Below are 20,167 nucleotides of genomic sequence, written 5' to 3'. Positions count from 1 at the left end.
TTTTGCTAACCAAGCCAACGTTAGGAAAGTTAGATCAAGGATTGATCTTCAATTGTCTGCGATCGAGCACCTACACTAATTGTGAAGTGTTCGGGGTAGTTATCACTGCAAGATGCGATATTGAGCAGAAAAAGGTCAGGGTGATCAACTATTTGCCTGTCGTATCTTTCGACGATTGGGTTTGCATCGACGGATTTGACATAATTCGAGATAGGCTACGAAAAGACACAGACGGCAAGCTGGCTTCAGCTTTGAAAACCTTGCATGTCAGTGAAGAGATGGTCCAAGCGATTGGGCTTCCGGAGCTAATACGCAATTTGGCTCGAGATGATAAAGTCAAAAAGAAACAAATTCAAAATTTGGAAAAAATTGGAGAACTTTCCACCCTGTTGGATGGCGACTTTGGATCAAGACGCGATAAGAAAAGGCTCTTCCGCGAAAATCCGAAATTCACCAAATCAATCACTGCAGAATTGGTGAAAAACAGTCTCAGCGGTTATTATTTCATTCCAAATTTCAGCGAACAAGAAGGTGGCCCGGGATATGTCATCTTACTTCGAGAGCCAAGCAGTATGCCATTCGGTTTGGCCTGCCGTATCGCCCGAGGCTTGTCTTTAGATGACGCTAAGGGCGACTTAGAGGCCGCCCATCATATCGCTTTCCAGTCGAACGACTTCGCTATGCCGGTAAGAAAAATCGCTTCTCCGCATATCGAACATCTACTTCAAACATTTTCTCTGCTTTATGGTAGGATTGGGCTTCCTGATCTTCCTGAAAACATTACAAGACTACCCGAGCAACATTTGCTGGAGGCTTAAATGGTTAAGTACGTTGTCATAGGCCTCAACGCAGTTGAGAATTTCATTCAGGATAGATTCGCACAATCAGTCGAGTTCGATGAGGGAAAGGCGTTGCTGGCATTCCTCCGTGGAGAGGTCGGCAACGTAAAAATTGGGTCTGAGTATCTCATATTTGAGAAAGATGGCGGCGTATTCATTGACTCGGTAGCAGGCAATCTATCCGAAAAATTTCTCGTAATTGATTTAGAACAGTCTCAAATACTGGCTCAAGCAGATAATGATAGCCTATTTAGTTTTCAAAAGCTTTTGCGTTTCGCTAAAAAGCTTTGGAGTGGTCTTAGTTTGACCTATTCAGAACGCATGATTCCAGGGTCTAGTAAGGCGATCCTGTTCCCATATCGGTACAAGCCGCAACCTTATCGGATCGTGATTGAGCGCGAACCTTGGTCAGATCGCCTCCTAAAGCGGGAGCAAGGTGGTAATTGGTTACTAGCTTACAAGGCTGGCCACGAGAGTGGAGATGCAAATCGCGAAGAGGCTGAACTGACTAATTTTAGAAAGGCCTTTGAGAATATTTCGTTTGCAAAAAGAGAGTTTCTTGAAATTGTCTCTCTGCAAACTGGTAGGCCTAAGTCGTCCTCAGGGATGGCTATTCTTAACCTAGAAGATCGTGGCCAATTTCAGGGAAGCCTGCACCGACGGTATGAAGATTGGATACCTCTTCTAACGGCCAAACAATCGGAATTTGTTTCTACACCGTTCGATCAACCCGCACGTATTGAAGGTGCCGCAGGTACGGGGAAAACGCTCAGTCTCATTCTAAAAGTTATTCATGCCCTCAGAGCTGCTGATGCCGCAAAGCGCGAATTCCATGCGGTTTTTGTAACACATTCAGATGCTACTCGCTTGGCGATCGAAGAAGTCGCTTCTGTAGTCGACAAGGACGGTTTTAGCTCACGGGATCGTGCAGTAGACCAACAAAGTTTGAAAATTTGTACGCTAAGTGAGCTATGCAATACCGTTTTGCGAACTAGCATATCGGAAAGTGAACTTATTGACCGGGATGCAATGGAGTCCAAAGAGACACAACTGCTTTATATCAGTGAAGCGTTTGACGCTGTCATGCGAGATTCCTTTGATAGTCATTCTCGGTTTTTAAGCCAAGACTTTGCAAAAGGCCTTAAGGACCGCGATGCATGGAAAACGGTTGAAATGCTGCAGCATGAAATATCCGTTCTCATAAAGGGGCGAGCGGGCGAGAATTTGGATACTTACAAGAAGCTTCCCTCTCTGTCGTATGGTCTTGATCAGAAAAATGACGCCGACAAAGGTTTCGTTTTCACCGTTTTTCGCAAGTATCAAGAATTCCTTAGAGATGCTGGTCAATTTGACACAGACGATGTTGTGTTATCAGCTATTGGGCAACTCGATACACCTATTTGGCGGCGACGTCGTTTGCGAGATGGGTATGATGCCGTGTTGATCGATGAGACTCATTTGTTCAATATCAATGAACTACATATGTTTCACTATTTTACTCGCGAAGAAGGTCCTTATCCCATCGCTTATTCGGTCGACCGATCGCAGGCAGTTGGCGATCGCGGTTGGAATACTAAGGAAATTGACTATTCGATTTCACCTGCAGATTCATCGGCTGGAACCTACAGTGCCCGGATTGAAACTGTATTCCGATCTTCACCAGAAATTGTGAACCTTGCCTTTTCTATCGTCAGCTCTGGTGCAACGCTTTTCACCAATTTCGACAATCCACTAGTGAATGCTGCATCAGGCTTCACTGAGGAGGAAGAAAGGCTTGCCCGCGATCCCGCATATATTGAGGTGCCAAATGAGGGGGCACTAATTGATGCCGCCTTCGAGCGTGCCGAAATTTTGCACAAAGAACTAGGATGCCCTAGAAGTGATATTCTTATTGTCTCACTAGACGGAAATCTCGTCAAAGAGCTTAGTGACAAAGCAGCCGATTCGAATAAGCCATATGTCCTCCTTGAAAGGCGTGGTGACCAAAAGCTGATAGAGACAGCTAGGGCTACGGGTCGCTTGGTAATCGGCCATGCTGATTATGTAGGTGGTTTAGAATTCGCTGCCGTAATCTTAGTCGGAGTTGACGACGGACGAGTCCCGCCCGTTGATCACGCTAACGACCTGAGTAGTAAGAACTTCCTGACCTACGTATCGCATAACAGACTTTATGTGGCTGTCAGCCGGGCCAAGTATCGAGTTGAGTTTCTAGGGGAGCAGGCTCGTGGCCCGAGCAAAATTATTGAACCAGCTATAAAAGCAGGTCTAATTTCTATGGACTGATTATCCCCACCCCTCATCCTTGATCGACCGCCAGCGCGGGTTCTCTTCCTCGGTCTCCTCCACCTCGCGCTCGCCCCAGCCGGGCGGGGGTAGGGGGATCGGCTCGTCCTCGGCTTCGTCCGCATAGTCGGCGTCGGGGTCGACATAGGCCTCGTGCTCCGGGTCGTCCCAGCAGCGATAGCCGGCTTCCTCGTCCTCGCGTTCCAAGCGTTTGTATTCCTCGAAGGCGGCGCGGGTGCGGGGGCTGAGCTGGGTCCACCAGCGTTCGTGCATCTGGCCAAGCTTGGCGTTGAGGCTGGCGAGGACCTGTTGCTCGTCCTTGCCCGCGCTGGCGGCGCGTTCGGCCTCCCACTCCTTGCGCCACTTCTTCTTCTCGCGCTCCAGATCCATCTTGCCGATGGCGTTCAGGCCTTTGGCGCGGCCATCGGCAAACCGTTCGGGCGCGCGATTTCTCAGCATGAACATGAGCAGGCGGTCGTTATAGGCGGTGCGCGTGCCGACGAGCTGGCCGTAGGAATAGACGGGCACATCCACGCCGTTCAGCGCGCGGTCCATCGCCACGTCTTCGATCCGCTGCACGCCGAGGTCGAGCGCGGCGGCCCATGCCTTGCGGAAGCTTTCCGCGCCTTTCTGGCGGCGCAGGTAGTAGGCGCCCACGGTGCTCATGTTGACCGCGCGGCAGGCGGCCTCGACGCTGCCGGTATCGGCGAGCGCCTCGATGAAGCGGAGCTGGCGGTCCTCGGTCCAGCCGTCGTGGCGGTTGCACTGGCGCGGGACGGGGGTGAAGGCGGGTAGCTCGCCTGCAGGGACGGGCAGGCGGGTTTCGCGGTTGTCGGTACGGCGGGTCATGCGGGCTCTCCCCATGCAAAAAGGGCCGGGACAATGCCCCGACCCTGTTGCGGTAGGAAAGCGGAATAGGAGACGCGCTCTTTGTTTCCGCACCCGCATCCGCGGGCGCGTCCTCGCTAGACGTGCGGCAAGCCGCACCCGCTGCGGGCGGGCGGTCGCCCTTGCCGGGCCTCCGCCGGCCCGGTTCTGGCGCTTATTTTACGGCCTAGTCTGTCCATTGCCGTGGACGAGGTATTTGAAGCTGCACAGCTGTTCGAGGCCGACGGGGCCGCGGGCGTGCATCTTACCGGTGGCGATGCCGATTTCCGCGCCCATGCCGAACTCGCCGCCATCCGCGAACTGCGTGCTGGCGTTGCGCATGACGATGGCGCTATCGATCGAGGTCATGAAGCGACGGGCGGCGTCGTCGTCTTCGGTCATGATCGCGTCGGTATGGTGCGAGGAGTGCTCGCTCACCCACTCGATCGCCTGGTCGAGGCCATCGACGACCTTCACCGATGCGATGGGGTCGAGATACTCGGTGTTCCAGTCGGCCTCGGTGGCAGGCGTGATGCTGCTGTCGATGGCGACGGCTTCCTCGTCGCCGCGCAATTCGCAATCGCCGCCCATGATGGCGGTGAGGCGGGGGACGAAGTCCTTCGCCACTGCGCGGTCGACCACGATGCTTTCGGTCGCGCCGCAGACGCCGGTGCGGCGCAGCTTGGCGTTGCGGATGACTTCGGCCGCCTTGTCGAGATCGGCCGCCTCGTGGACGTAGCTGTGGCAGTTGCCGTCGAGGTGGAGAAGAGTGGGGACGCTCGCCTGGTCGCGGACTAGCTCGACGAGGCCGCGGCCACCGCGCGGGATGACGAGGTCGACATATTCGTCAGCCTTGAGCAGCGCGGCAACGGCAGCGCGGTCGGTCGTGCCGACGGTCTGGACGGCGTCTTCGGGCAGACCGGCTGCAGTGAGACCCTTGCGCATGCACTCCACGATCACGCGGGTCGAATGGCGGCTTTCGCTGCCGCCGCGAAGGATAACGGCGTTACCGCTCTTGAGGCACAGCGCGCTGGCGTCGGCGCCGACATTGGGGCGGCTTTCGTAGATCATGCCGATTACGCCAATGGGCACGGCGACGCGCTCGATCTTGAGGCCGTTGGGGCGGTCGAAGCTCGCGAGGCTGCGGCCCACGGGATCGGGCAGTTCGGCGATTTCTTCCAGCGCGCCCGCCATGCCTTCGATGCGGTCTTCGTTAAGACGCAGGCGGTCGATGAAGCTGTCGGGCTTTTTGCCTTCAACGCTTTTCACGTCTTCCGCATTCGCTTCGAGCAGTTCGGGCGTCGCATCACGCAGCGCCTTGGCAGCTTCGCGCAAGGCCGTGTTCTTGGCATCGGTGCTGGCGGAAAGCAGGCCTTGCGCGGCCTTGCGGGCGTTCTGGCCGAGGGTGGTGATGTGGATCTGCGGGTCTAAAGTCTGGTCGGTCATAATGTCTCTCTGAATGTGAATACGGGTGGGAGGCGCTGTTGTTTCAGCGCAGCTCTACCGCCCGGTCGTAGCAGGCCTGCAGTGTAGCACGCATGCGATCGGTAAGGCCATTGTCGCCGTTCAGCGCGTTGAGGCCGGCGGCGGTGGTGCCGCCCTTGCTGGTTACGGAATTGCGAAGTTCCTCGAGGCTGGGGGCACCCGGCTCGCTGGCCATGGCGATGGCACCGCCGATGGTGCCGAGCACCATTTCGCGCGCCTCTTGCTCGCTAAATCCTTGCGCCATCGCCGCTTCGGCATAGGCACGGGCGATTTCGAAAACATAGCCTGGACCGGAGCCTGCAACTGCGGTCACGCGGTCCAGCTTCTCCTCGCTATCAACGGTGACGACCGTGCCTGCGCGCTCCATGAATTCGACCGCGTGTGCCATGTGGGCGTCACTGGCATGTGGACCGGCAACAACGCCGCTTACTCCGCGGCCGACTGCGGCGGGGAGGTTCGGCATCACGCGAACGACAGGCTTATCGCCCATCAGTTTCGACAGGCGCGCGGCGGAGTATCCGGCGGCAATCGAGATGACATATCCGCCCTCGGCAAGGCTGTCGGCATATCCGGGCATCACGTCGTCGAACATCTGCGGCTTCACGGCCGCGACGATGCAATCGAAGCGCTGGCCTGCAATTTCGGAACCATCGCGGACCAGTGTGACTTTTTCAGGCAGGTCACTGGCCATGGGGTCGACCACGGTGATTGCCTCGGGGCCGGAGACCCACTGGGAAAGTAAAGCGGAACCCATTTTTCCGCATCCGACAATAAGAATAGAATTGATAATTTTAGAATTCCGTTTCCGCGCTGGTCGCGCTCTGTGTAATTCTTCGACTTAGGCAAAATCGAAATAGAGTTTGAACAAGTCTTAAGATATTCGGAGTTGTTTACTTACTATTTCTTGCGCATTCGATATTTCAGAAAAGGCGGTTGTGCACTGCACCATCCCTATCTATATTGAATCCTAGAAATTTCAAGGTAGATACATTTTTAATATATGACCCAGAAACGTAATATTGTTGTCAAGATTGGCTCGGCGCTCCTCGCAAATCAGGAACTGCTGACCCCCCGCTATGGTTTCCTGCAGCGTCTGCTGGAGGATGTGGCCACCCTTCGCGCAGAAGGGCACAACGTCATCCTCTGCTCTTCCGGCTCGGTTGCGCTCGGCCTTCGCATTATCGGTGAGACGCCCGAAAGCGCGGGCATTTCGGACAAACAGGCGGCCGCCGCCTGCGGTATGCCGTTGCTCCTCAACGCCTATAAGCAGGTTGGCCACGAATTCGGTTTCGAGATCGCGCAGGTCCTGCTGACGCTCGGCGATTTCGAGGACCACCGCCGCTTTCTCAACACCCGCAACACGGTTGCAAGGCTGCTGGAGGCAGGCGTCATGCCGATCGTGAACGAGAACGACACGATCACCACCGAGGAAATCCGCGTCGGCGACAACGACCGCCTGGCTGCCAAAGTCTCGCAAATGGTCGGAGCGACCGATTTCATCATCCTCACCGGGGTGGACGGTCTCTACGACCGCAATCCCGACGATCCCGACGCTGTCTTCATTCCCGAGGTCACCGATGTCGGTCCTTACATGGACGCGACCAAGGGCAAGAGCACGCTGGGTACCGGGGGAATGGAAACCAAGCTCCAGGCCGCCAATATGGCGCAGGAAGCCGGCGTCACGACCTGGATCGCGCAAGGGGAGGTCGACCGGCCGCTCACCACCGTTCTCGACGGCAGCCGCCGCGCCACCAAGATCCTTCCGCATCCCAATCCGCTCTCGGGGTGGGACAGCTGGATCGCCAACCGGCTGCAGATGGCAGGCAGTCTTGTTGTGACCGAAGCCGTGGCCGACGCGCTGGCAAACAGCGACCGGCCCATCCGGCGGGCGGATATCGTCTCGATGGACGGCGACTTCACGCGCGGGGACGTGCTGCACATCTACGACAGCAAGGGTATCGAGCGCGCGCGCGGCCTTTCCGATTTTACCTCGGAGGAAATCCGCGTGATGACGCATAATCCCGATACCGATGCGGAGCAGCTTCTCGGCTACAAGACACGCGGCGAGATCGTTCGCAGCAACAACCTCGTGATGCTGGAAACGCGGCATCTGTTGTGGGATGCGCCCGAGGGTATCGGCGAGGGGTAACATCGCGCGGGGAAATCTGCGCGAACTTCACTTGGCGTTCAGCGGGGTGCTGGCTATAGGCTCGGCCCTATGACGACCAAATCGCGCACCAGCCGTATCCTTGCCGTCGGCGCTCTCGCCGTAGCCACCGCCCTCACCGCCGCTTGTGGTGGGGGCAGCAACCGGCCGGCGGATACCGCCTATGTCGCGCGCGATGTCGAAACGCTTTACGCGCAGGCCAAGGAAGAACTGGACAGCGGGAAGCCGAAACTGGCCGCCGCGCTGTTCGACGAGGTCGAGCGCCAGCATCCCTATTCGCCCTGGGCCCGCCGCGCGCAGCTCATGAGCGCTTTCAGCTATTATGTCGCGGGCGATTACAATAAGACCACGGCTTCGGCGCAGCGTTTCCTGTCGATCCATCCCGGTAATAAAGACGCGCCCTACGCCTATTACCTGATTGCGCTCAGCTATTACGAGCAGATCAGCGACGTTCAGCGCGACCAGAAGGTGACTGAGCAGGCGCTGACCGCGCTGCGCGAAGTGAATCGCCGTTTCCCGCAGACGCAGTACGCAGCCGATGCGCGGTTGAAGATCGACCTTGTGCAGGACCACTTGGCCGGCAAGGAAATGGAGATCGGTCGTTATTACCAGAGGTCCGGCAAGTGGATCGCCGCGCAGATCCGTTTCCAGAACGTGGTCGATACCTACCAGACCACCAGCCACGCTCCCGAAGCGCTCTACCGCCTCGTGGAAAGCAGCCTGGCGCTGGGCATCAAGCCCGAAGCGGTGAAATATGCCGCTGTCCTTGGCGCCAACTATCCCGGCAACGAATGGTACGAGAAGGCCTACGAGCTGATCGAAGACCATGCCGAGGGTGTTTCGGCGAGCTGATCGCCGCCGGGCGCTTTTTTCCGAAAAATTTTATACTCCGGACTTGAAACCGGATCGCTTCCGGCGCATTTATTCCATGCGGACCGGGCCCCTCTGGCGTGCGCTTTTCCAGCCCACGTGATGTCGGACCGCATCGGACAACCGATGCGTGCTGGCGGGCCCCTACTTCCCTCCCTCCCTGCCTCCGGCCCATCGGCTGTCCGATCGAATTCATCTCGATCTCGGAGACCGAATATGAAGGCCCGCACATTTACCCTGACCCAGATCCACCAGCGGATCGACGAGCGGCTGCGTCTGGAATTGCGCAAACGCAGGCCCGACCCGGCTGAAATCTCCCGCCTGGAGACGATGAAGCTGCGCGCGAAGCGTGCGTTGAACCGCCTCTTCGCCCGCCCGAACCCTGCCTGACGGCAGGCCATAGGGGGCCGTCGCTGGCGTTTCTCCATCGCGCCGGCGGCGGCTGCCCGCCTTTTCCAGACAGACACCGGAGAGAACCGTGGTCCAGGCCATTACACCGCTGCTGAAGGACTTCCTGCAGAAGGAATCCGCCGGCGGTATCGTCCTCATTTTCGCCGCGCTGCTGGCGCTTGCCGTCGCCAATTCGCCGCTGCTGGCGGGGTACCAGGACCTGCTCGATACCGGCGTGGTGGTCGGCATCGGCAGCTTCGTGATCGACAAGCCACTGCTGCTGTGGATCAACGACGGCTTGATGGCGGTGTTTTTCTTCCTCGTCGGGCTGGAGGTGAAGCGCGAGGTGCTGGAAGGCCAGCTGTCGAGCTGGGACAAGGCCTCCCTCCCGCTGATCGCGGCCGTGGGCGGCATGGCTATCCCGGCGCTGATTTTCCTTTCGCTCAACGCCGGATCACCCGACACGATCAACGGCTGGGCGATCCCTGCTGCGACCGACATCGCCTTTGCTCTCGGAATTCTCTCGCTGCTCGGTCCGCGCGTGCCGGTGGCCTTGAAGGCGCTTTTGCTCGCCATCGCCGTGATAGACGACATCGGCGCCATCGCCATCATCGCCCTGTTCTATTCGGGCGAGCTCGACACCGGCATGCTGGGTGCGGCGGGCATCGTTTTCGTGGTCATGCTGGCCGTGGGCAGGGCGCGCGTACAATCGACCATTCCCTATGTCCTGCTGGCGATCCTGATGTGGGCCTTCGTGCTCAAATCGGGGGTTCACGCGACGCTGGCCGGTGTGGCTGCCGCCATGACCGTGCCGCTCGACGCCAAGAGCGACCATGGCCCGCTGGAGACGATGGAGCACGCGCTCCATCCCTGGGTCGCCTTCCTCGTCATCCCGATCTTCGGCTTCGCCAATGCGGGCGTTACCCTGTTCGGCCTGTCACCCGCCGATCTGATCGGTCCGCTCCCGCTCGGTATCGCGCTTGGCCTGCTTGTCGGCAAGCAGATCGGCATCTTCGGCTTCGCCTTTGCCGCCGTGAAACTGGGTCTCGCGTCGCTGCCACCCAGAGTCAGCTGGGCGCAACTTCACGCTATGAGCCTGCTCGCGGCCATCGGTTTCACCATGAGCCTCTTCATCGGCAATCTCGCCTTCGCCGACCCTGCCCAAATCGACGCGGTAAAGATCGGCGTCCTCGCCGGATCGACGGTCGCGGCCGTCGCCGGATATCTCCTCCTCAACCGCTCGCTTCCGCGCGAAACGGCCGCTGAAAGCCTCGACTGATGGATTTGCTCTTCACCGACTGGCTCGGCACCCCTGTGTGGTTCTGGGGCGCCTTTCTCGCCATCGTCATCGTCCTCACCGCTTTCGACCTCGGCGTCCTGCACAAGGAAGACAAGGAGCTTGGGATCGGCGAGAGCCTGAAGCTTTCCGCCTTCTACATCGGCGTAGCGCTGCTTTTCGGCGCCTGGGTCTGGCTCGAACGCGGCGCAACCGCGGGGATAGAATATTACACCGGCTTCTTCATCGAAAAGGCGCTGTCGATCGACAACGTCTTCGTGATCAGCCTGATCTTCACCTATTTCGCCATCCCGCCCAAATACCAGTATCGCGCGCTGCTGTGGGGCATCATGGCGGTGATCGTCCTGCGCGGCCTGATGATCGCAGGCGGGGCGGCGCTGCTGGCGGAGGCCTATTGGGTCCTCTACATCTTCGCCGCCTTCCTGATCGTCACCGGGATCAAGATGTTCTTCGCCGGCGACGAGCCGATGGACGTAGGCAAGAACCCGGTGATCCGCTGGATCAGCACCCATATGCGCGTGACCAAGGAACTGCACGCGCAACATTTCTTCGTGAAGGTCCCGGACAGCAAGACCGGAAAGCTGGTGACCGCGGCGACCCCGCTCTTCCTCGCGCTGGTGGTGATCAACCTTGCCGACCTCGTTTTCGCGCTCGACAGCGTACCGGCGATCTTTGCGATCACCACGGACACCTTCATCGTCTACACCTCGAACATCTTTGCCATCCTTGGCCTGCGCGCGCTCTATTTCGCGCTCGCGGCGATGGTGCACCGCTTCCATTACCTGAAGTATGCGCTGGCCGCCGTGCTGGTGTTCATCGGAAGCAAGATCTTCGTAACCGACTTCCTGCTTGGCGGGGGCAAGATGCCGGCGTGGATCAGCCTCGGCGTGACCTTCGGCCTGATCGCCGCGGGCGTCCTCTACTCCCTGTGGAAGACGCGCGGGGAGGAAGAGCAGGATTGGCCCGCCGAACCCGCGGAGGGTGCCTCGCGCCCGCCTGTTTGAAACTGCACGCGAAAGGATGACGGGCGCGCGCGGCTCGGCTAGACAGCGCTGAAATGCTGACCCGCCTCGCCATCCGCAACATCGTGCTGATCGAAGCGCTCGATCTCGACTTCGGGCGCGGGCTGGGCGTGCTGACGGGCGAGACGGGGGCGGGCAAGTCGATCCTGCTCGATTCGCTCGGCCTCGTGCTGGGCAATCGCGCCGACAGCGGCCTCGTCCGTGCGGGCGAGCCGAAGGCCAGCGTCTCCGCCAGCTTCGAGTTCGCCACACTGCCGGATGCGATCGCCACCGCGCTCGACGATGCCGATATCGAAATCGAGGATGGCGAGCCGCTTATCATCCGGCGCCAGCTGAAGGCGGACGGGGGCAGCAAGGCCTTCATCAACGACCAGCCCGTCGGCGTGGCGCTGCTGCGAGAGATTGCCGGTGCGCTGGTCGAACTCCACGGCCAGCATGACGATCGCGGTCTTGTGAACCCGCGTGGCCACCGCGCATTGCTCGACCGTTTTGCCGGGGCGGGCACCGCCAAGGTGGAGCAGGCGTGGACGAAGTGGCGCGCCACCGAGGACCGGCTGGCCGAAGCGCGCGACGCGCTGGAGCAGGCCAAGCTCGATCAGGACCTGCTGCTGGCGCATCTCGCCGAACTGACCGCGCTCGAACCGCAGGCGGGCGAAGAAGCGCGCCTCGCCGAAACGCGCGCCGACATGCAGAAGGGGGAGCGCCTGTCGGGCGATCTCGAGGAATTGCGGCATCTTTGGGAAGGTTCGGACTCGCCGCTCGCATCCCTGCGTGTTGCGGCGCGTAAGCTCGATCGGATCGCGCCCGAACATCCGTTGCTGGCCGAAGCGCTGGCCGCGCTCGACCGCGCCGTGATCGAGGCGGGCGAGGCGGAGGAAAAGCTGGAAGCCGCCGCCGGTGCGCTGGAGCACGATCCCGCCGCGCTGGAAGCCGCCGAGACCCGCCTGTTCGAATTGCGCGCGCTGGCTCGCAAGCACCGCTGTGAGGTCGACGAACTGCCCGAAGTCATGCGCGCCATGCGCAGCCAGCTCGATTCGATCGAGGGCGGCGAGGCGGAACTCGACGCGCTGGAAGCGGCGGCCGAGGAGGCGGGCAATCGCTATCGCGCCGAGGCCGAGGCGCTTCACGCCACGCGCGTCGCGTCCGCCATGCGGCTCGACGAAGCGGTGGCGCGCGAACTGGCGCCGCTCAAGCTTGACGCTGCGCGCTTCCACACAGCGGTGGCGGATCTGCCCGAAGAACGCTGGGGGCCGCAGGGCATGGACAGCGTCGAATTTCTCATCGCGACCAATCCGGGCGCGGACTTCGCTCCGCTCAACAAGATCGCCAGCGGCGGCGAATTGTCGCGCTTCATCCTCGGATTGAAGGTCGCTCTGGCCGAACAGGGCGGGGCGGCAACCGTGATCTTCGACGAGATCGACCGCGGCGTGGGCGGCGCGGTGGCGAGCGCTATCGGCGAACGCCTCGCGCGGCTGGCGGCGGACGGGCAATTGCTCGCCGTCACGCACAGCCCGCAAGTCGCCGCACGCGGGCGAACGCATTACATGATCGCCAAGAGCAGCGACGGCACGGTGACCCGCACCAGCGTGGCGCTGCTCGACGAGGCAGGGCGCCAGGAAGAGATCGCGCGAATGCTCTCGGGTGCGGAAGTCACGCCCGAGGCTCGGGCACAGGCGGACAGGCTGCTGGAGGGGGTCTAGTCGACCCCACGCTCGACGATGCTGAGATAGATCAGCGTCATCATCGCCATTCCGCCGTACACCCATGACCCGTCGAAAGGACCTTGGCCGAGTGGCATCTGCCACATTTGGTAACCGGCGACCGCGACCCCCTGGAACAGTCCCCACCAATTGACCACCGCAGCAGCCATGGCGATTTTCGCCCAGCGCTTTCCGGCTTCGAATGCATCGGGACTTGCGCGGCGAAGCGAGAACAGCTTCCACGCACCATACAGTCCGCCAAGCCCGGCCAGCAATTCCAGCGAGAACACCAGCACCATGGCTATGACGATAAGAAATGCGGGCGGGACCGGGAGCAGGGTTACCGGATAGGCCTCTTGGTCGGCATGGCTCGTGGTGTAGACGAAAAAGTCGTAGGCCTGCTGCAGATTCGCGATGTTGTGCGCGACATACAGCAGCGCCATCAGGGCGACGCTCGCGGTTATTGCAGCTTTCAGGATGCGATCGGTCATGGTTTCCCCCAAGAGTTGAACCGCGACCCGTGCGCGGCACTTTTCCCGTCCGCTCGGCTCATGCATAGCGAAGGGGAAGGGAATCGACCAAATGCCGGCGAGCAAGCCTGTGGACATGACCGAAGCCGAAGCCGCCAACGAATTGATGCGTCTCGCGCGGGCGATTGCGAAGCATAACAAGCTCTATCACGCCGAGGACGCGCCGGAGATCACCGATCAGGAGTTCGATGCGCTAGTGCGGCGCAATGCGGAGCTGGAGGCGCAATTCCCGCATCTGGTGCGCGAGGACTCGCCCTCCAAGGTCGTGGGCCACGAGATTGCCGCCTCGCCGCTGTCCAAGGTCACGCACGAAGTCCGCATGATGAGCCTCGACAACGCCTTTTCGGGCGAGGAAGTCGCGGAATGGGTGGCGCGTGTGCGGCGCTTCCTGTCGCTGGACGAGGGCGAGCCGGTCGCTATCACCGCCGAGGACAAGATCGACGGTCTTTCCTGCTCGCTGCGCTACGAGAACGGCAGGCTGGTACGCGCCGCCACGCGCGGGGATGGGCAGGTGGGCGAGGATGTCACGCCCAATGTCGCGCATATCGCCGACATCCCGCAGCAGCTTTCCGGTGACGTGCCGGAGGTCTTCGAGATCCGCGGCGAGGTCTATATGGCCAAGGCCGACTTCCACGCGCTCAACGCGGCACAGGAGGAAGCGGGCGGCAAGCTCTTCGCCAACCCGCGAAACGCAGCGGCCGGTTCGCTGCGCCAGAAGGATGCCAGCGTGACGGCAAAGCGTCCGCTCAAGTTCTGGGCCCACGGCTGGGGCGCGGCGTCCGATGTGCCGGGCGCTACGCAGGAAGAGGTCGTGCGCCGGATCGAGAGCTGGGGTGTGCCGGTTTCGCCGCTGTTCACGCGCGTGCATGACGTCGAGGGTATGCTCGCACATTATGCAAAAATCGCGAAGGAACGTCCTGACCTTCCTTATGAAATCGACGGTGTGGTCTACAAGGTCGACCGGCTCGACTATCAGCAGCGGCTTGGCTTCGTCGCCAAGGCACCGCGCTGGGCGTTGGCGCACAAGTTCCCGGCTGAACAGGCCGAGACCACGCTTGAGGCGATCGACATCCAGGTCGGGCGCACGGGCAAGCTGACCCCGGTGGGGCGTCTTGCCCCGGTGCTGGTCGGCGGGGTGACCGTCACCAATGTCACGCTCCACAACCGGGACGAGATCGCGCGGCTCGGCGTGCGACCGGGTGACCGCGTGGTGGTCCAGCGCGCGGGCGACGTTATTCCACAGCTTGTGGATAACCTCACCCGCGAGGCGGAGCGCGAACCCTTCGCCTTCCCCGATCACTGCCCCGAATGCGGCAGCGAAGCCGTGGCGGAGGAGGGCGAGGTCGATGTGCGCTGCACAGGCGGGCTCATATGTCCCGCGCAACGCACGGAAAGATTGAAGCATTTCGTCAGCCGCGGCGCGCTCGATATCGACGGGCTGGGCGAAAAGACCATCGACCAGTTTTTCGCGCTGGGATGGCTCGAAAGCCCCGCCGATATCTTCCGACTGCACCAGCGTCGCGACGCCATCCTCGCGCTCGAAGGATGGCAGGAGCGGTCTGTGGATAAGCTTGTGGACAGCATCGAGGCGCGCCGGGCCCCCGATGCCGCGCGCCTGCTGTTCGGTCTCGGCATCCGCCATGTCGGCGCCGTGACGGCACGCGATTTGATGAAGCATTTCCACGAGCTTCCCGCGTTGCGCCAAGCGGCCGAAGCCGCGCGTGCCGGGGTCGAGGAGGCGGCCGCTTCGCTGACCTCGATCGACGGGATCGGCGGCGCGGTTGTGGAGGCGCTGGGTGATTTCTTCCACGAGGACCACAACAAGGCCGTGTGGGACGACATCCTCTCCGAAGTCTCGCCTCCGCCCTACATCGTGGAAACGAAGGAAAGCCCGGTAAGCGGCAAGACGGTGGTCTTCACCGGCAAGCTGGAAACCATGAGCCGCGACGAGGCCAAGGCGCAGGCCGAACGCCTCGGCGCGAAGGCCAGCGGATCGGTCAGCGCCAAGACCGACCTGCTCGTCGCCGGGCCGGGCGCGGGCAGCAAGCTCAAGAAGGCCGCCGACCTCGGGATCGAGGTGATCGACGAGGCGGGCTGGGCGAAAATCGTGGCGGAGGCGGGCTGAACCATGGACACGCGCGGTCTCGCCCTGGGAGGGGTCTTCGGCGTCATGTTCGCCGTCACGCTGGACAATATCGCGGTCGGCCTCGCCATCGGCCTATGCTTCGCGGTCGCCTTCACCGCTGCTTTTCGGGAGGAAGACGAGCAGGATGAGAGAGCGCCGGATACCTCCGAGGGACGCGAGGATTGAAGCTGAGGAAATTGTTCGGAAACCATCGGCTTACCTCTCGTTAGGGTGATGTGAGTCGTTCCCCTGTCCTGTTCCTGACCGTCGCCGGCGTCGGCGCCTTCCTTGTCCTTGCCACCTCGGTCAGCACGCCGGGCGAAAGCGCGGCCGAGTTCGAAAAGCGCATCACCATCTCGCAGGAGGAAGTGGACGCTCCGCCCGATCCCGAATTGACCGAAGCACAAACGGCCCTGCAGGCCGAATTGCAGGAGATCGGTGAAGGTTTCGCCGGAGTGGTGGGCATTGCGATCACCGAGGCGGACAGCCTTGCCACCATGTCCTACAACGGCACGGCGCCCATGCCGCAGCAGAGCGTCAGCAAGCTATGGGTGACGATGACCGCGCTCGACCGGGTGGACGAAGGCGCGCTGGACTTGTCCGAACGGGTCACCATCGGGCGCGAGGACCTGACCGTTTTCTACCAGCCGATCCGCAATATCGTGAAGGCGCGCGGATCGTTCACCACGGATTATGGCGACCTGATTGATCGCGCGATCACGCAGAGCGACAACACCGCCAACGACCGCCTCCTGCGCCATGTCGGTGGGGTGCAGGCGGTCGAGGGCTTCCTGCGCCGCAACGCCATTGAGGGCGTGCAATTCGGGACGGATGAGCGGACCAAGCAAAGCCGCATCGCCGGGCTCGAATGGCGTCAGTCCTATTCGCAAGGCAACACTTTCTACGACGCGCGTGACGAGGTGCCGGAGGCGGATCGCCGTGCGGCGTTCGAGGACTATCTCGACAACCCGATGGATGGTGCAACCGCAGAAGGTCTAGCACGTGCGTTGGCAAGGCTGGCACGAGGGGACCTACTATCGGAAGAATCGACCCAGCTTCTGCTGGAAACTATGTCGCGCACGAAATCGGGTCCGCGACGCCTCAAGGGCGGTGTGCCTGCCGGATGGGAGTTCGGTCACAAGACCGGGACCGGCCAGTTCTTTGACGGCGTACAGTCCGGCTATAACGATGTCGGCATCCTCACCGCCCCCGACGGCACGCGCTATGCGCTGGTGGTGCTGATCGGCCAGACGCGCGCGTCCTATGCTGCGCGGATGGAGATGATGCAGGATGTTACCCGGAGAGTGGTCCGCTACCACGAGGCGCGCGAGAGCAACGTCGAGGCCTAATTCGCCTCCGGATCGGATATCCACTTCATCACGCCGCCGGGCAGCGGCGTCCAGTGTCCTATCTTCACACCGGCATGGGCCAGCGTGTCGCCCGTCCACTGGTTGCAGGTGTTGCCGAGGTGATAGGTGCCGGGCGCGTCGTAAAACACGTCGTAGCTCGCATAGCCCGGATAGACTTCGCGGTTGCCGGGCGAGGGCACCTGCGCTTCGATCGCTTCCACCAGCCGCCTGTACTGCCCCTCGGTCAGGCGGAGGGGGCGGTTGGTTGTGCTGGGGGCAGGGCGGACGTAATGCGCCGCGTGGACCAGACCGTCGCCGCCCGTCGCTGCGTTGACAGCGGTGGGGATGCTAAGATCCGCCCAGGTCGGTGTGTTGAGAAACACTTCGCGTTCGCCCCAGCTTACCGCGACATGGGTGTATGGGCGGTAGGGCTTGGGAAGGTCGCTTGCCGGGAAGGTCTCGCGCCAGTCCTTCACATTGCTGACCAGCGGCATGACGATTTCGGTGTGGATGCCGTTGTCGCCGACCATGATCTCGATGCCGATTTCCGGCTCGCTCCAGTCGGAATTGCGCGGGATCGAGCTGCCTATCCATGCGGACAAAAGGAACAGCAGCATGGCGAGGATGGGCACGCCGAAAGCCCACGCCGCAATGCGAACCGCTCGCTTGCGTGTCACCGCACGCGGCTCTTGCGCAGCCAGAGGATCGACCAGTCGCCATTGGTGACGCGCCGGGCGAGGCGAAAGCCCTGCCTGCGGTAGGCCGCGCGCACCTCGGCCTCCTGCGTCTGAAGCAAGCCGGCCAGGAGCAGGCTGCCGCCCGGCGTCACGACTGCGGCGAAGTCGGGGGCAAGCTCCACCAGTGGCCCGGCGAGGATATTGGCGATCAGCAGGTCGTAGGGCGCGCGGGCTTCTATCAGTGGATCGTCCGTGCCCGGCGCGATGACCATGGTGAGCTCGCCGGGGCCTGACCCCATGGCCACCGCGTTGGCGGCGCAATTATCCGCGACCACGCCGGCACAGACATAGTCGATATCCGAAGCGATCGCCTTGGCGTGCGGCCACAGGTGCATGGCGGCAAAGGCGAGCAGGCCCGTGCCCGTGCCAATGTCGGCGTGGTTCTTCACCACCAGCCCCTCGCGCTTCATCAGATCGAGCATGGCGAGGCAGGCGGCGGTGGTCTCGTGCTGACCGGTCCCGAAGGCCTGGCTGGCGGGGATGATGAAATCGACCAGCGTGTCGTCGGCCGGATAGTCGGGCGTGCGGACATGGAAGCAGCCCGCGCGGATCGGTTCGACACCCTGCTGGCTGAGCGTCACCCAGTCCTGTTCGGGCAGTTTCTCCGCCGAGAGATCGGGCGCGCCATCGGCAAACAACCCCGCGACGGCTCTCCTGTCAGCCGCGGTCGGCTTGTGGTCGAGCCAGACTTCGAGGATCCAGTCGTCGGGCTTGTCTTCCGCAATCTCGCGGCCTGAGACGACCAGCTCCTCGGGAAAATCCCAAGCCTCGTCATGCGCGAGCAGGGCGGCCTGCACGGTCTTCTTGTCGGCTTCGCCGGAAAGTTTCCACGCGCTCATTGCGCAGCTTCTTTCGCAAGGCGCTCATCGAGCTTGCGGGTCAGGGCAGCCGCGTAATCGGTGCAGGACGCGATTTTCCCCGTGCGCATGTTCCCTATCATCCCGCTGGCCGAAGGGTGGGGCGTGTAGAGTTCGTCGCAGGGCAGGGCGCGCACGCGGTCGATGCTCGTACGGAACGCGCCGACATAAGCCGGATGATCGCTGAACCGGTAGCCGTCCGCCGCAATGGGAGAGAGGCTGTCGACATAGGCGATGCGGCGGCAAATCGGCGGCTCGCCCGGATTGCTGCAAGCGGTCCAGGTCCAACTGAGCGCGCCGGGTGTGTGACCCGGCGTGGCATGGGCGGTGAATTCCATGTCGCCGAGCTGCAGGACCTCGCCGTTGCCGACCACGCGGGCGACTTCGACGGGGGCTATGGGATCAAGCATAGCAGCCTGCGGGTCGTCTTGGCTTGCAATTCCGCTGCGAAAGACCTGCGCTGCGATGCTTGATGCAACGACATCCGCACCCGTCGCTTCCCGGATTTTTGCGAAACCGCCGACGTGGTCGAAATGCTCGTGGCTGGGCAGGAGATAGCGCACGTCCCTCGGAGCGAAGCCCGCGGCCTCGATATTCGCGAGCACGATCTCCGCGCCTCTTTCGGTTCCGCTGTCGATTAGGGCATGGCCTTCCGGACTCGTCACCAGGATGGCGGAAATGCCGCAGGTGCCGACATACCAGGTGTTGCCGAGGATCTGGAAGGGCGGGGCAGGCTTGTCCCACTCGTCCCATTCTTCGCACGTCTCGAGAAAAGCGGCGACACGCTCTCGCGGGGTCGGCGCCGTCTCGGATGCAGGGGGCGCGACGACGGGATCGGAAGCAGGCTGCGCGGCCGTGTTGGCGCAGGCTGTCGCAGCCAGCGAGAGCGCGGCGACGAGGAGTGTTTTAACGGACATAGCTCGCCCCATTCGCATCAAGGGTCGCTCCCGTCATGCTGGGCGGCGCGTCGAGTGCACAGAATTCGACCAGCCTGGCGATTTCCTCCGGCTCCGCTACGCGGCCCAGTGGGATGTCGGCGAGCAGGCCCGGCCCGCCGCGGCTGTCGAGATAATCCCCCGCCATCGCCGTGTCGGTGAAGCCGGGGGTGATGGCGAAGCTGTAGATCTTCTCGGCTGCATAGGCGCGCGCGATGCTCTTGTGCATCGCCAGCATGCCGCCCTTGCTGGCCGCATAGTGCCAGTGTGCGGGCGAATCGCCGCGGTGGCCGGCGCGGCTGGCGACATGGACGATGCGGCCCTCGCACCCGCGTTCCTGCCAGTGCCTGACCGCGAACCGGCTGAGCTGCGCCGCGGCGGTGAGGTTGATCCGCATGGTGTCCTCCCACGCGTCGAGCCATTCGATGTCCGACCGCTCGATCGGATTTGGGTCGAACAGGCCGGCGTTGTTCACCAGCACGTCGATTTTGCCGCCCGCGCGGGCAAGCGCCGCCTCCCACAATTCCTGCGGCGCATTGGGTTCGTAAAAGTCGGCCGGGACCGTGTCGGTGCTGTCGCTGGAGGTCGCCTGCCCGACGACCTTGGCCCCGCGCGCTTCGAGCGCCGTCTTGGCCGCAGCGCCAATTCCGCGCGACGAGCCGGTGAGGAGAATGCATGTCATGCATCACGCTATTCGAAACTTTGCGACAAATG

Annotated in this window: 19 protein-coding genes; 11 read left to right on the top strand and 8 right to left on the bottom strand. The window is 61.6% G+C overall.

What is annotated here, in order from left to right:
* The first annotated feature begins 140 nt into the window (after positions 1-140).
* Both K3148_RS13255 and K3148_RS13250 read left to right on the top strand, forming a co-directional pair.
* The gene (locus tag K3148_RS13255) at positions 141-818 is read left to right on the top strand and encodes a hypothetical protein (protein ID WP_221425229.1); all 678 of its coding nucleotides are present in this window, start codon (positions 141-143) and stop codon (positions 816-818) included.
* Positions 819-3,122 (top strand): UvrD-helicase domain-containing protein, encoded by a 2,304-nt coding sequence (locus K3148_RS13250; protein ID WP_221425228.1) that lies wholly within the window; start codon positions 819-821, stop codon positions 3,120-3,122.
* Here the strand turns inward: K3148_RS13250 and K3148_RS13245 are convergent, their stop codons facing one another.
* The 3 genes from K3148_RS13245 to K3148_RS13235 all read right to left on the bottom strand — a co-directional run bounded on the left by K3148_RS13245 (position 3,123) and on the right by K3148_RS13235 (position 6,246).
* Positions 3,123-3,971 carry a hypothetical protein gene (locus tag K3148_RS13245; RefSeq protein ID WP_221425227.1) on the bottom strand — a complete coding sequence of 283 codons (849 nt, stop codon included), beginning with the start codon at positions 3,969-3,971 and terminating at the stop codon, positions 3,123-3,125.
* A 198-nt stretch (positions 3,972-4,169) separates the two neighbouring features.
* Complete coding sequence (locus K3148_RS13240) at positions 4,170-5,435, bottom strand: glutamate-5-semialdehyde dehydrogenase (protein WP_221425226.1); 1,266 nt, start codon at positions 5,433-5,435, stop codon at positions 4,170-4,172.
* A 43-nt stretch (positions 5,436-5,478) separates the two neighbouring features.
* The gene (locus tag K3148_RS13235) at positions 5,479-6,246 is read right to left on the bottom strand and encodes a pyrroline-5-carboxylate reductase family protein (protein WP_282099623.1); all 768 of its coding nucleotides are present in this window, start codon (positions 6,244-6,246) and stop codon (positions 5,479-5,481) included.
* Positions 6,247-6,474: 228 nt separating this feature from the next.
* On the opposite strand from K3148_RS13235, the gene proB reads away from it, so the two are divergent.
* From proB to recN, 6 genes are all read left to right on the top strand, one after another.
* On the top strand, positions 6,475-7,623 hold the full coding sequence (proB, locus tag K3148_RS13230; protein ID WP_221425224.1) for a glutamate 5-kinase: 1,149 nt from the start codon (positions 6,475-6,477) through the stop codon (positions 7,621-7,623).
* Positions 7,624-7,692: 69 nt separating this feature from the next.
* Positions 7,693-8,493, top strand: coding sequence for an outer membrane protein assembly factor BamD (locus K3148_RS13225; protein WP_221425223.1), 801 nt, complete (start codon positions 7,693-7,695; stop codon positions 8,491-8,493).
* A gap of 234 nt (positions 8,494-8,727) precedes the next feature.
* Positions 8,728-8,901, top strand: a complete 174-nt coding sequence (locus K3148_RS13220) for a DUF465 domain-containing protein (RefSeq protein ID WP_221425222.1) — start codon at positions 8,728-8,730, stop codon at positions 8,899-8,901.
* Between the two features lie 88 nt (positions 8,902-8,989).
* Positions 8,990-10,180, top strand: coding sequence for a Na+/H+ antiporter NhaA (nhaA, locus tag K3148_RS13215; RefSeq protein ID WP_221425221.1), 1,191 nt, complete (start codon positions 8,990-8,992; stop codon positions 10,178-10,180).
* Complete coding sequence (locus tag K3148_RS13210; RefSeq protein ID WP_221425220.1) at positions 10,180-11,202, top strand: TerC family protein; 1,023 nt, start codon at positions 10,180-10,182, stop codon at positions 11,200-11,202. The genes nhaA and K3148_RS13210 overlap by 1 nt, the downstream gene beginning before the upstream one ends.
* 53 nt (positions 11,203-11,255) lie before the next feature.
* Positions 11,256-12,920, top strand: coding sequence for a DNA repair protein RecN (recN, locus tag K3148_RS13205; protein WP_221425219.1), 1,665 nt, complete (start codon positions 11,256-11,258; stop codon positions 12,918-12,920).
* Here the strand turns inward: recN and K3148_RS13200 are convergent.
* The gene (locus K3148_RS13200; protein ID WP_247711587.1) at positions 12,917-13,411 is read right to left on the bottom strand and encodes a DUF2165 family protein; all 495 of its coding nucleotides are present in this window, start codon (positions 13,409-13,411) and stop codon (positions 12,917-12,919) included. The two genes, recN and K3148_RS13200, sit on opposite strands and share 4 nt — an antisense overlap.
* Before the next feature lie 91 nt (positions 13,412-13,502).
* On the opposite strand from K3148_RS13200, the gene ligA reads away from it, so the two are divergent.
* Genes ligA through K3148_RS13185 form a run of 3 tightly spaced genes read left to right on the top strand, consistent with a single transcriptional unit; the run spans position 13,503 to position 16,924 of the window.
* Positions 13,503-15,575, top strand: coding sequence for an NAD-dependent DNA ligase LigA (ligA, locus tag K3148_RS13195; RefSeq protein ID WP_221425218.1), 2,073 nt, complete (start codon positions 13,503-13,505; stop codon positions 15,573-15,575).
* Between the two features lie 3 nt (positions 15,576-15,578).
* Positions 15,579-15,761, top strand: coding sequence for a glycine zipper domain-containing protein (locus tag K3148_RS13190; RefSeq protein WP_221425217.1), 183 nt, complete (start codon positions 15,579-15,581; stop codon positions 15,759-15,761).
* 50 nt (positions 15,762-15,811) lie between these two features.
* Positions 15,812-16,924: a serine hydrolase gene (locus K3148_RS13185; RefSeq protein ID WP_221425216.1), complete on the top strand. Its 1,113-nt coding sequence runs from the start codon at positions 15,812-15,814 to the stop codon at positions 16,922-16,924.
* Here the strand turns inward: K3148_RS13185 and K3148_RS13180 are convergent.
* From K3148_RS13180 to K3148_RS13165, 4 genes are read right to left on the bottom strand one after another with little or no spacing between them, the layout of a single operon-like run.
* Complete coding sequence (locus K3148_RS13180) at positions 16,921-17,601, bottom strand: DUF2459 domain-containing protein (RefSeq protein ID WP_247711586.1); 681 nt, start codon at positions 17,599-17,601, stop codon at positions 16,921-16,923. The genes K3148_RS13185 and K3148_RS13180 overlap by 4 nt on opposite strands.
* Positions 17,598-18,500 carry a 50S ribosomal protein L11 methyltransferase gene (locus K3148_RS13175; protein WP_221425215.1) on the bottom strand — a complete coding sequence of 301 codons (903 nt, stop codon included), beginning with the start codon at positions 18,498-18,500 and terminating at the stop codon, positions 17,598-17,600. The genes K3148_RS13180 and K3148_RS13175 overlap by 4 nt, the downstream gene beginning before the upstream one ends.
* Positions 18,497-19,435 (bottom strand): subclass B3 metallo-beta-lactamase, encoded by a 939-nt coding sequence (gene bla / locus K3148_RS13170; RefSeq protein ID WP_221425214.1) that lies wholly within the window; start codon positions 19,433-19,435, stop codon positions 18,497-18,499. Before bla ends, K3148_RS13175 begins: the two co-directional genes overlap by 4 nt.
* On the bottom strand, positions 19,425-20,135 hold the full coding sequence (locus K3148_RS13165) for an SDR family NAD(P)-dependent oxidoreductase (RefSeq protein ID WP_221425213.1): 711 nt from the start codon (positions 20,133-20,135) through the stop codon (positions 19,425-19,427). The genes bla and K3148_RS13165 overlap by 11 nt, the downstream gene beginning before the upstream one ends.
* Between the last annotated feature and the right edge of the window lie 32 nt (positions 20,136-20,167).

Source organism: Qipengyuania aurantiaca, from assembly GCF_019711375.1.
Lineage (GTDB): Bacteria > Pseudomonadota > Alphaproteobacteria > Sphingomonadales > Sphingomonadaceae > Qipengyuania > Qipengyuania aurantiaca.
This window is presented reverse-complemented; position numbering and strand designations above follow the sequence as displayed.

Excerpts from the sequence above, each read along its gene's own strand:
- K3148_RS13175 (WP_221425215.1), bottom strand. The coding sequence starts at position 18,500 with ATGAGCGCGTGGAAACTTTCCGGCGAAGCCGACAAGAAGACCGTGCAG.
- K3148_RS13245 (WP_221425227.1), bottom strand. The coding sequence starts at position 3,971 with ATGACCCGCCGTACCGACAACCGCGAAACCCGCCTGCCCGTCCCTGCA.
- K3148_RS13210 (WP_221425220.1), top strand. The coding sequence starts at position 10,180 with ATGGATTTGCTCTTCACCGACTGGCTCGGCACCCCTGTGTGGTTCTGG.
- proB (WP_221425224.1), top strand. The coding sequence starts at position 6,475 with ATGACCCAGAAACGTAATATTGTTGTCAAGATTGGCTCGGCGCTCCTC.
- K3148_RS13250 (WP_221425228.1), top strand. The coding sequence starts at position 819 with ATGGTTAAGTACGTTGTCATAGGCCTCAACGCAGTTGAGAATTTCATT.
- K3148_RS13240 (WP_221425226.1), bottom strand. The coding sequence starts at position 5,435 with ATGACCGACCAGACTTTAGACCCGCAGATCCACATCACCACCCTCGGC.
- ligA (WP_221425218.1), top strand. The coding sequence starts at position 13,503 with ATGCCGGCGAGCAAGCCTGTGGACATGACCGAAGCCGAAGCCGCCAAC.
- K3148_RS13220 (WP_221425222.1), top strand. The coding sequence starts at position 8,728 with ATGAAGGCCCGCACATTTACCCTGACCCAGATCCACCAGCGGATCGAC.
- K3148_RS13190 (WP_221425217.1), top strand. The coding sequence starts at position 15,579 with ATGGACACGCGCGGTCTCGCCCTGGGAGGGGTCTTCGGCGTCATGTTC.
- K3148_RS13165 (WP_221425213.1), bottom strand. The coding sequence starts at position 20,135 with ATGACATGCATTCTCCTCACCGGCTCGTCGCGCGGAATTGGCGCTGCG.
- K3148_RS13200 (WP_247711587.1), bottom strand. The coding sequence starts at position 13,411 with ATGACCGATCGCATCCTGAAAGCTGCAATAACCGCGAGCGTCGCCCTG.
- K3148_RS13225 (WP_221425223.1), top strand. The coding sequence starts at position 7,693 with ATGACGACCAAATCGCGCACCAGCCGTATCCTTGCCGTCGGCGCTCTC.
- bla (WP_221425214.1), bottom strand. The coding sequence starts at position 19,435 with ATGTCCGTTAAAACACTCCTCGTCGCCGCGCTCTCGCTGGCTGCGACA.
- recN (WP_221425219.1), top strand. The coding sequence starts at position 11,256 with ATGCTGACCCGCCTCGCCATCCGCAACATCGTGCTGATCGAAGCGCTC.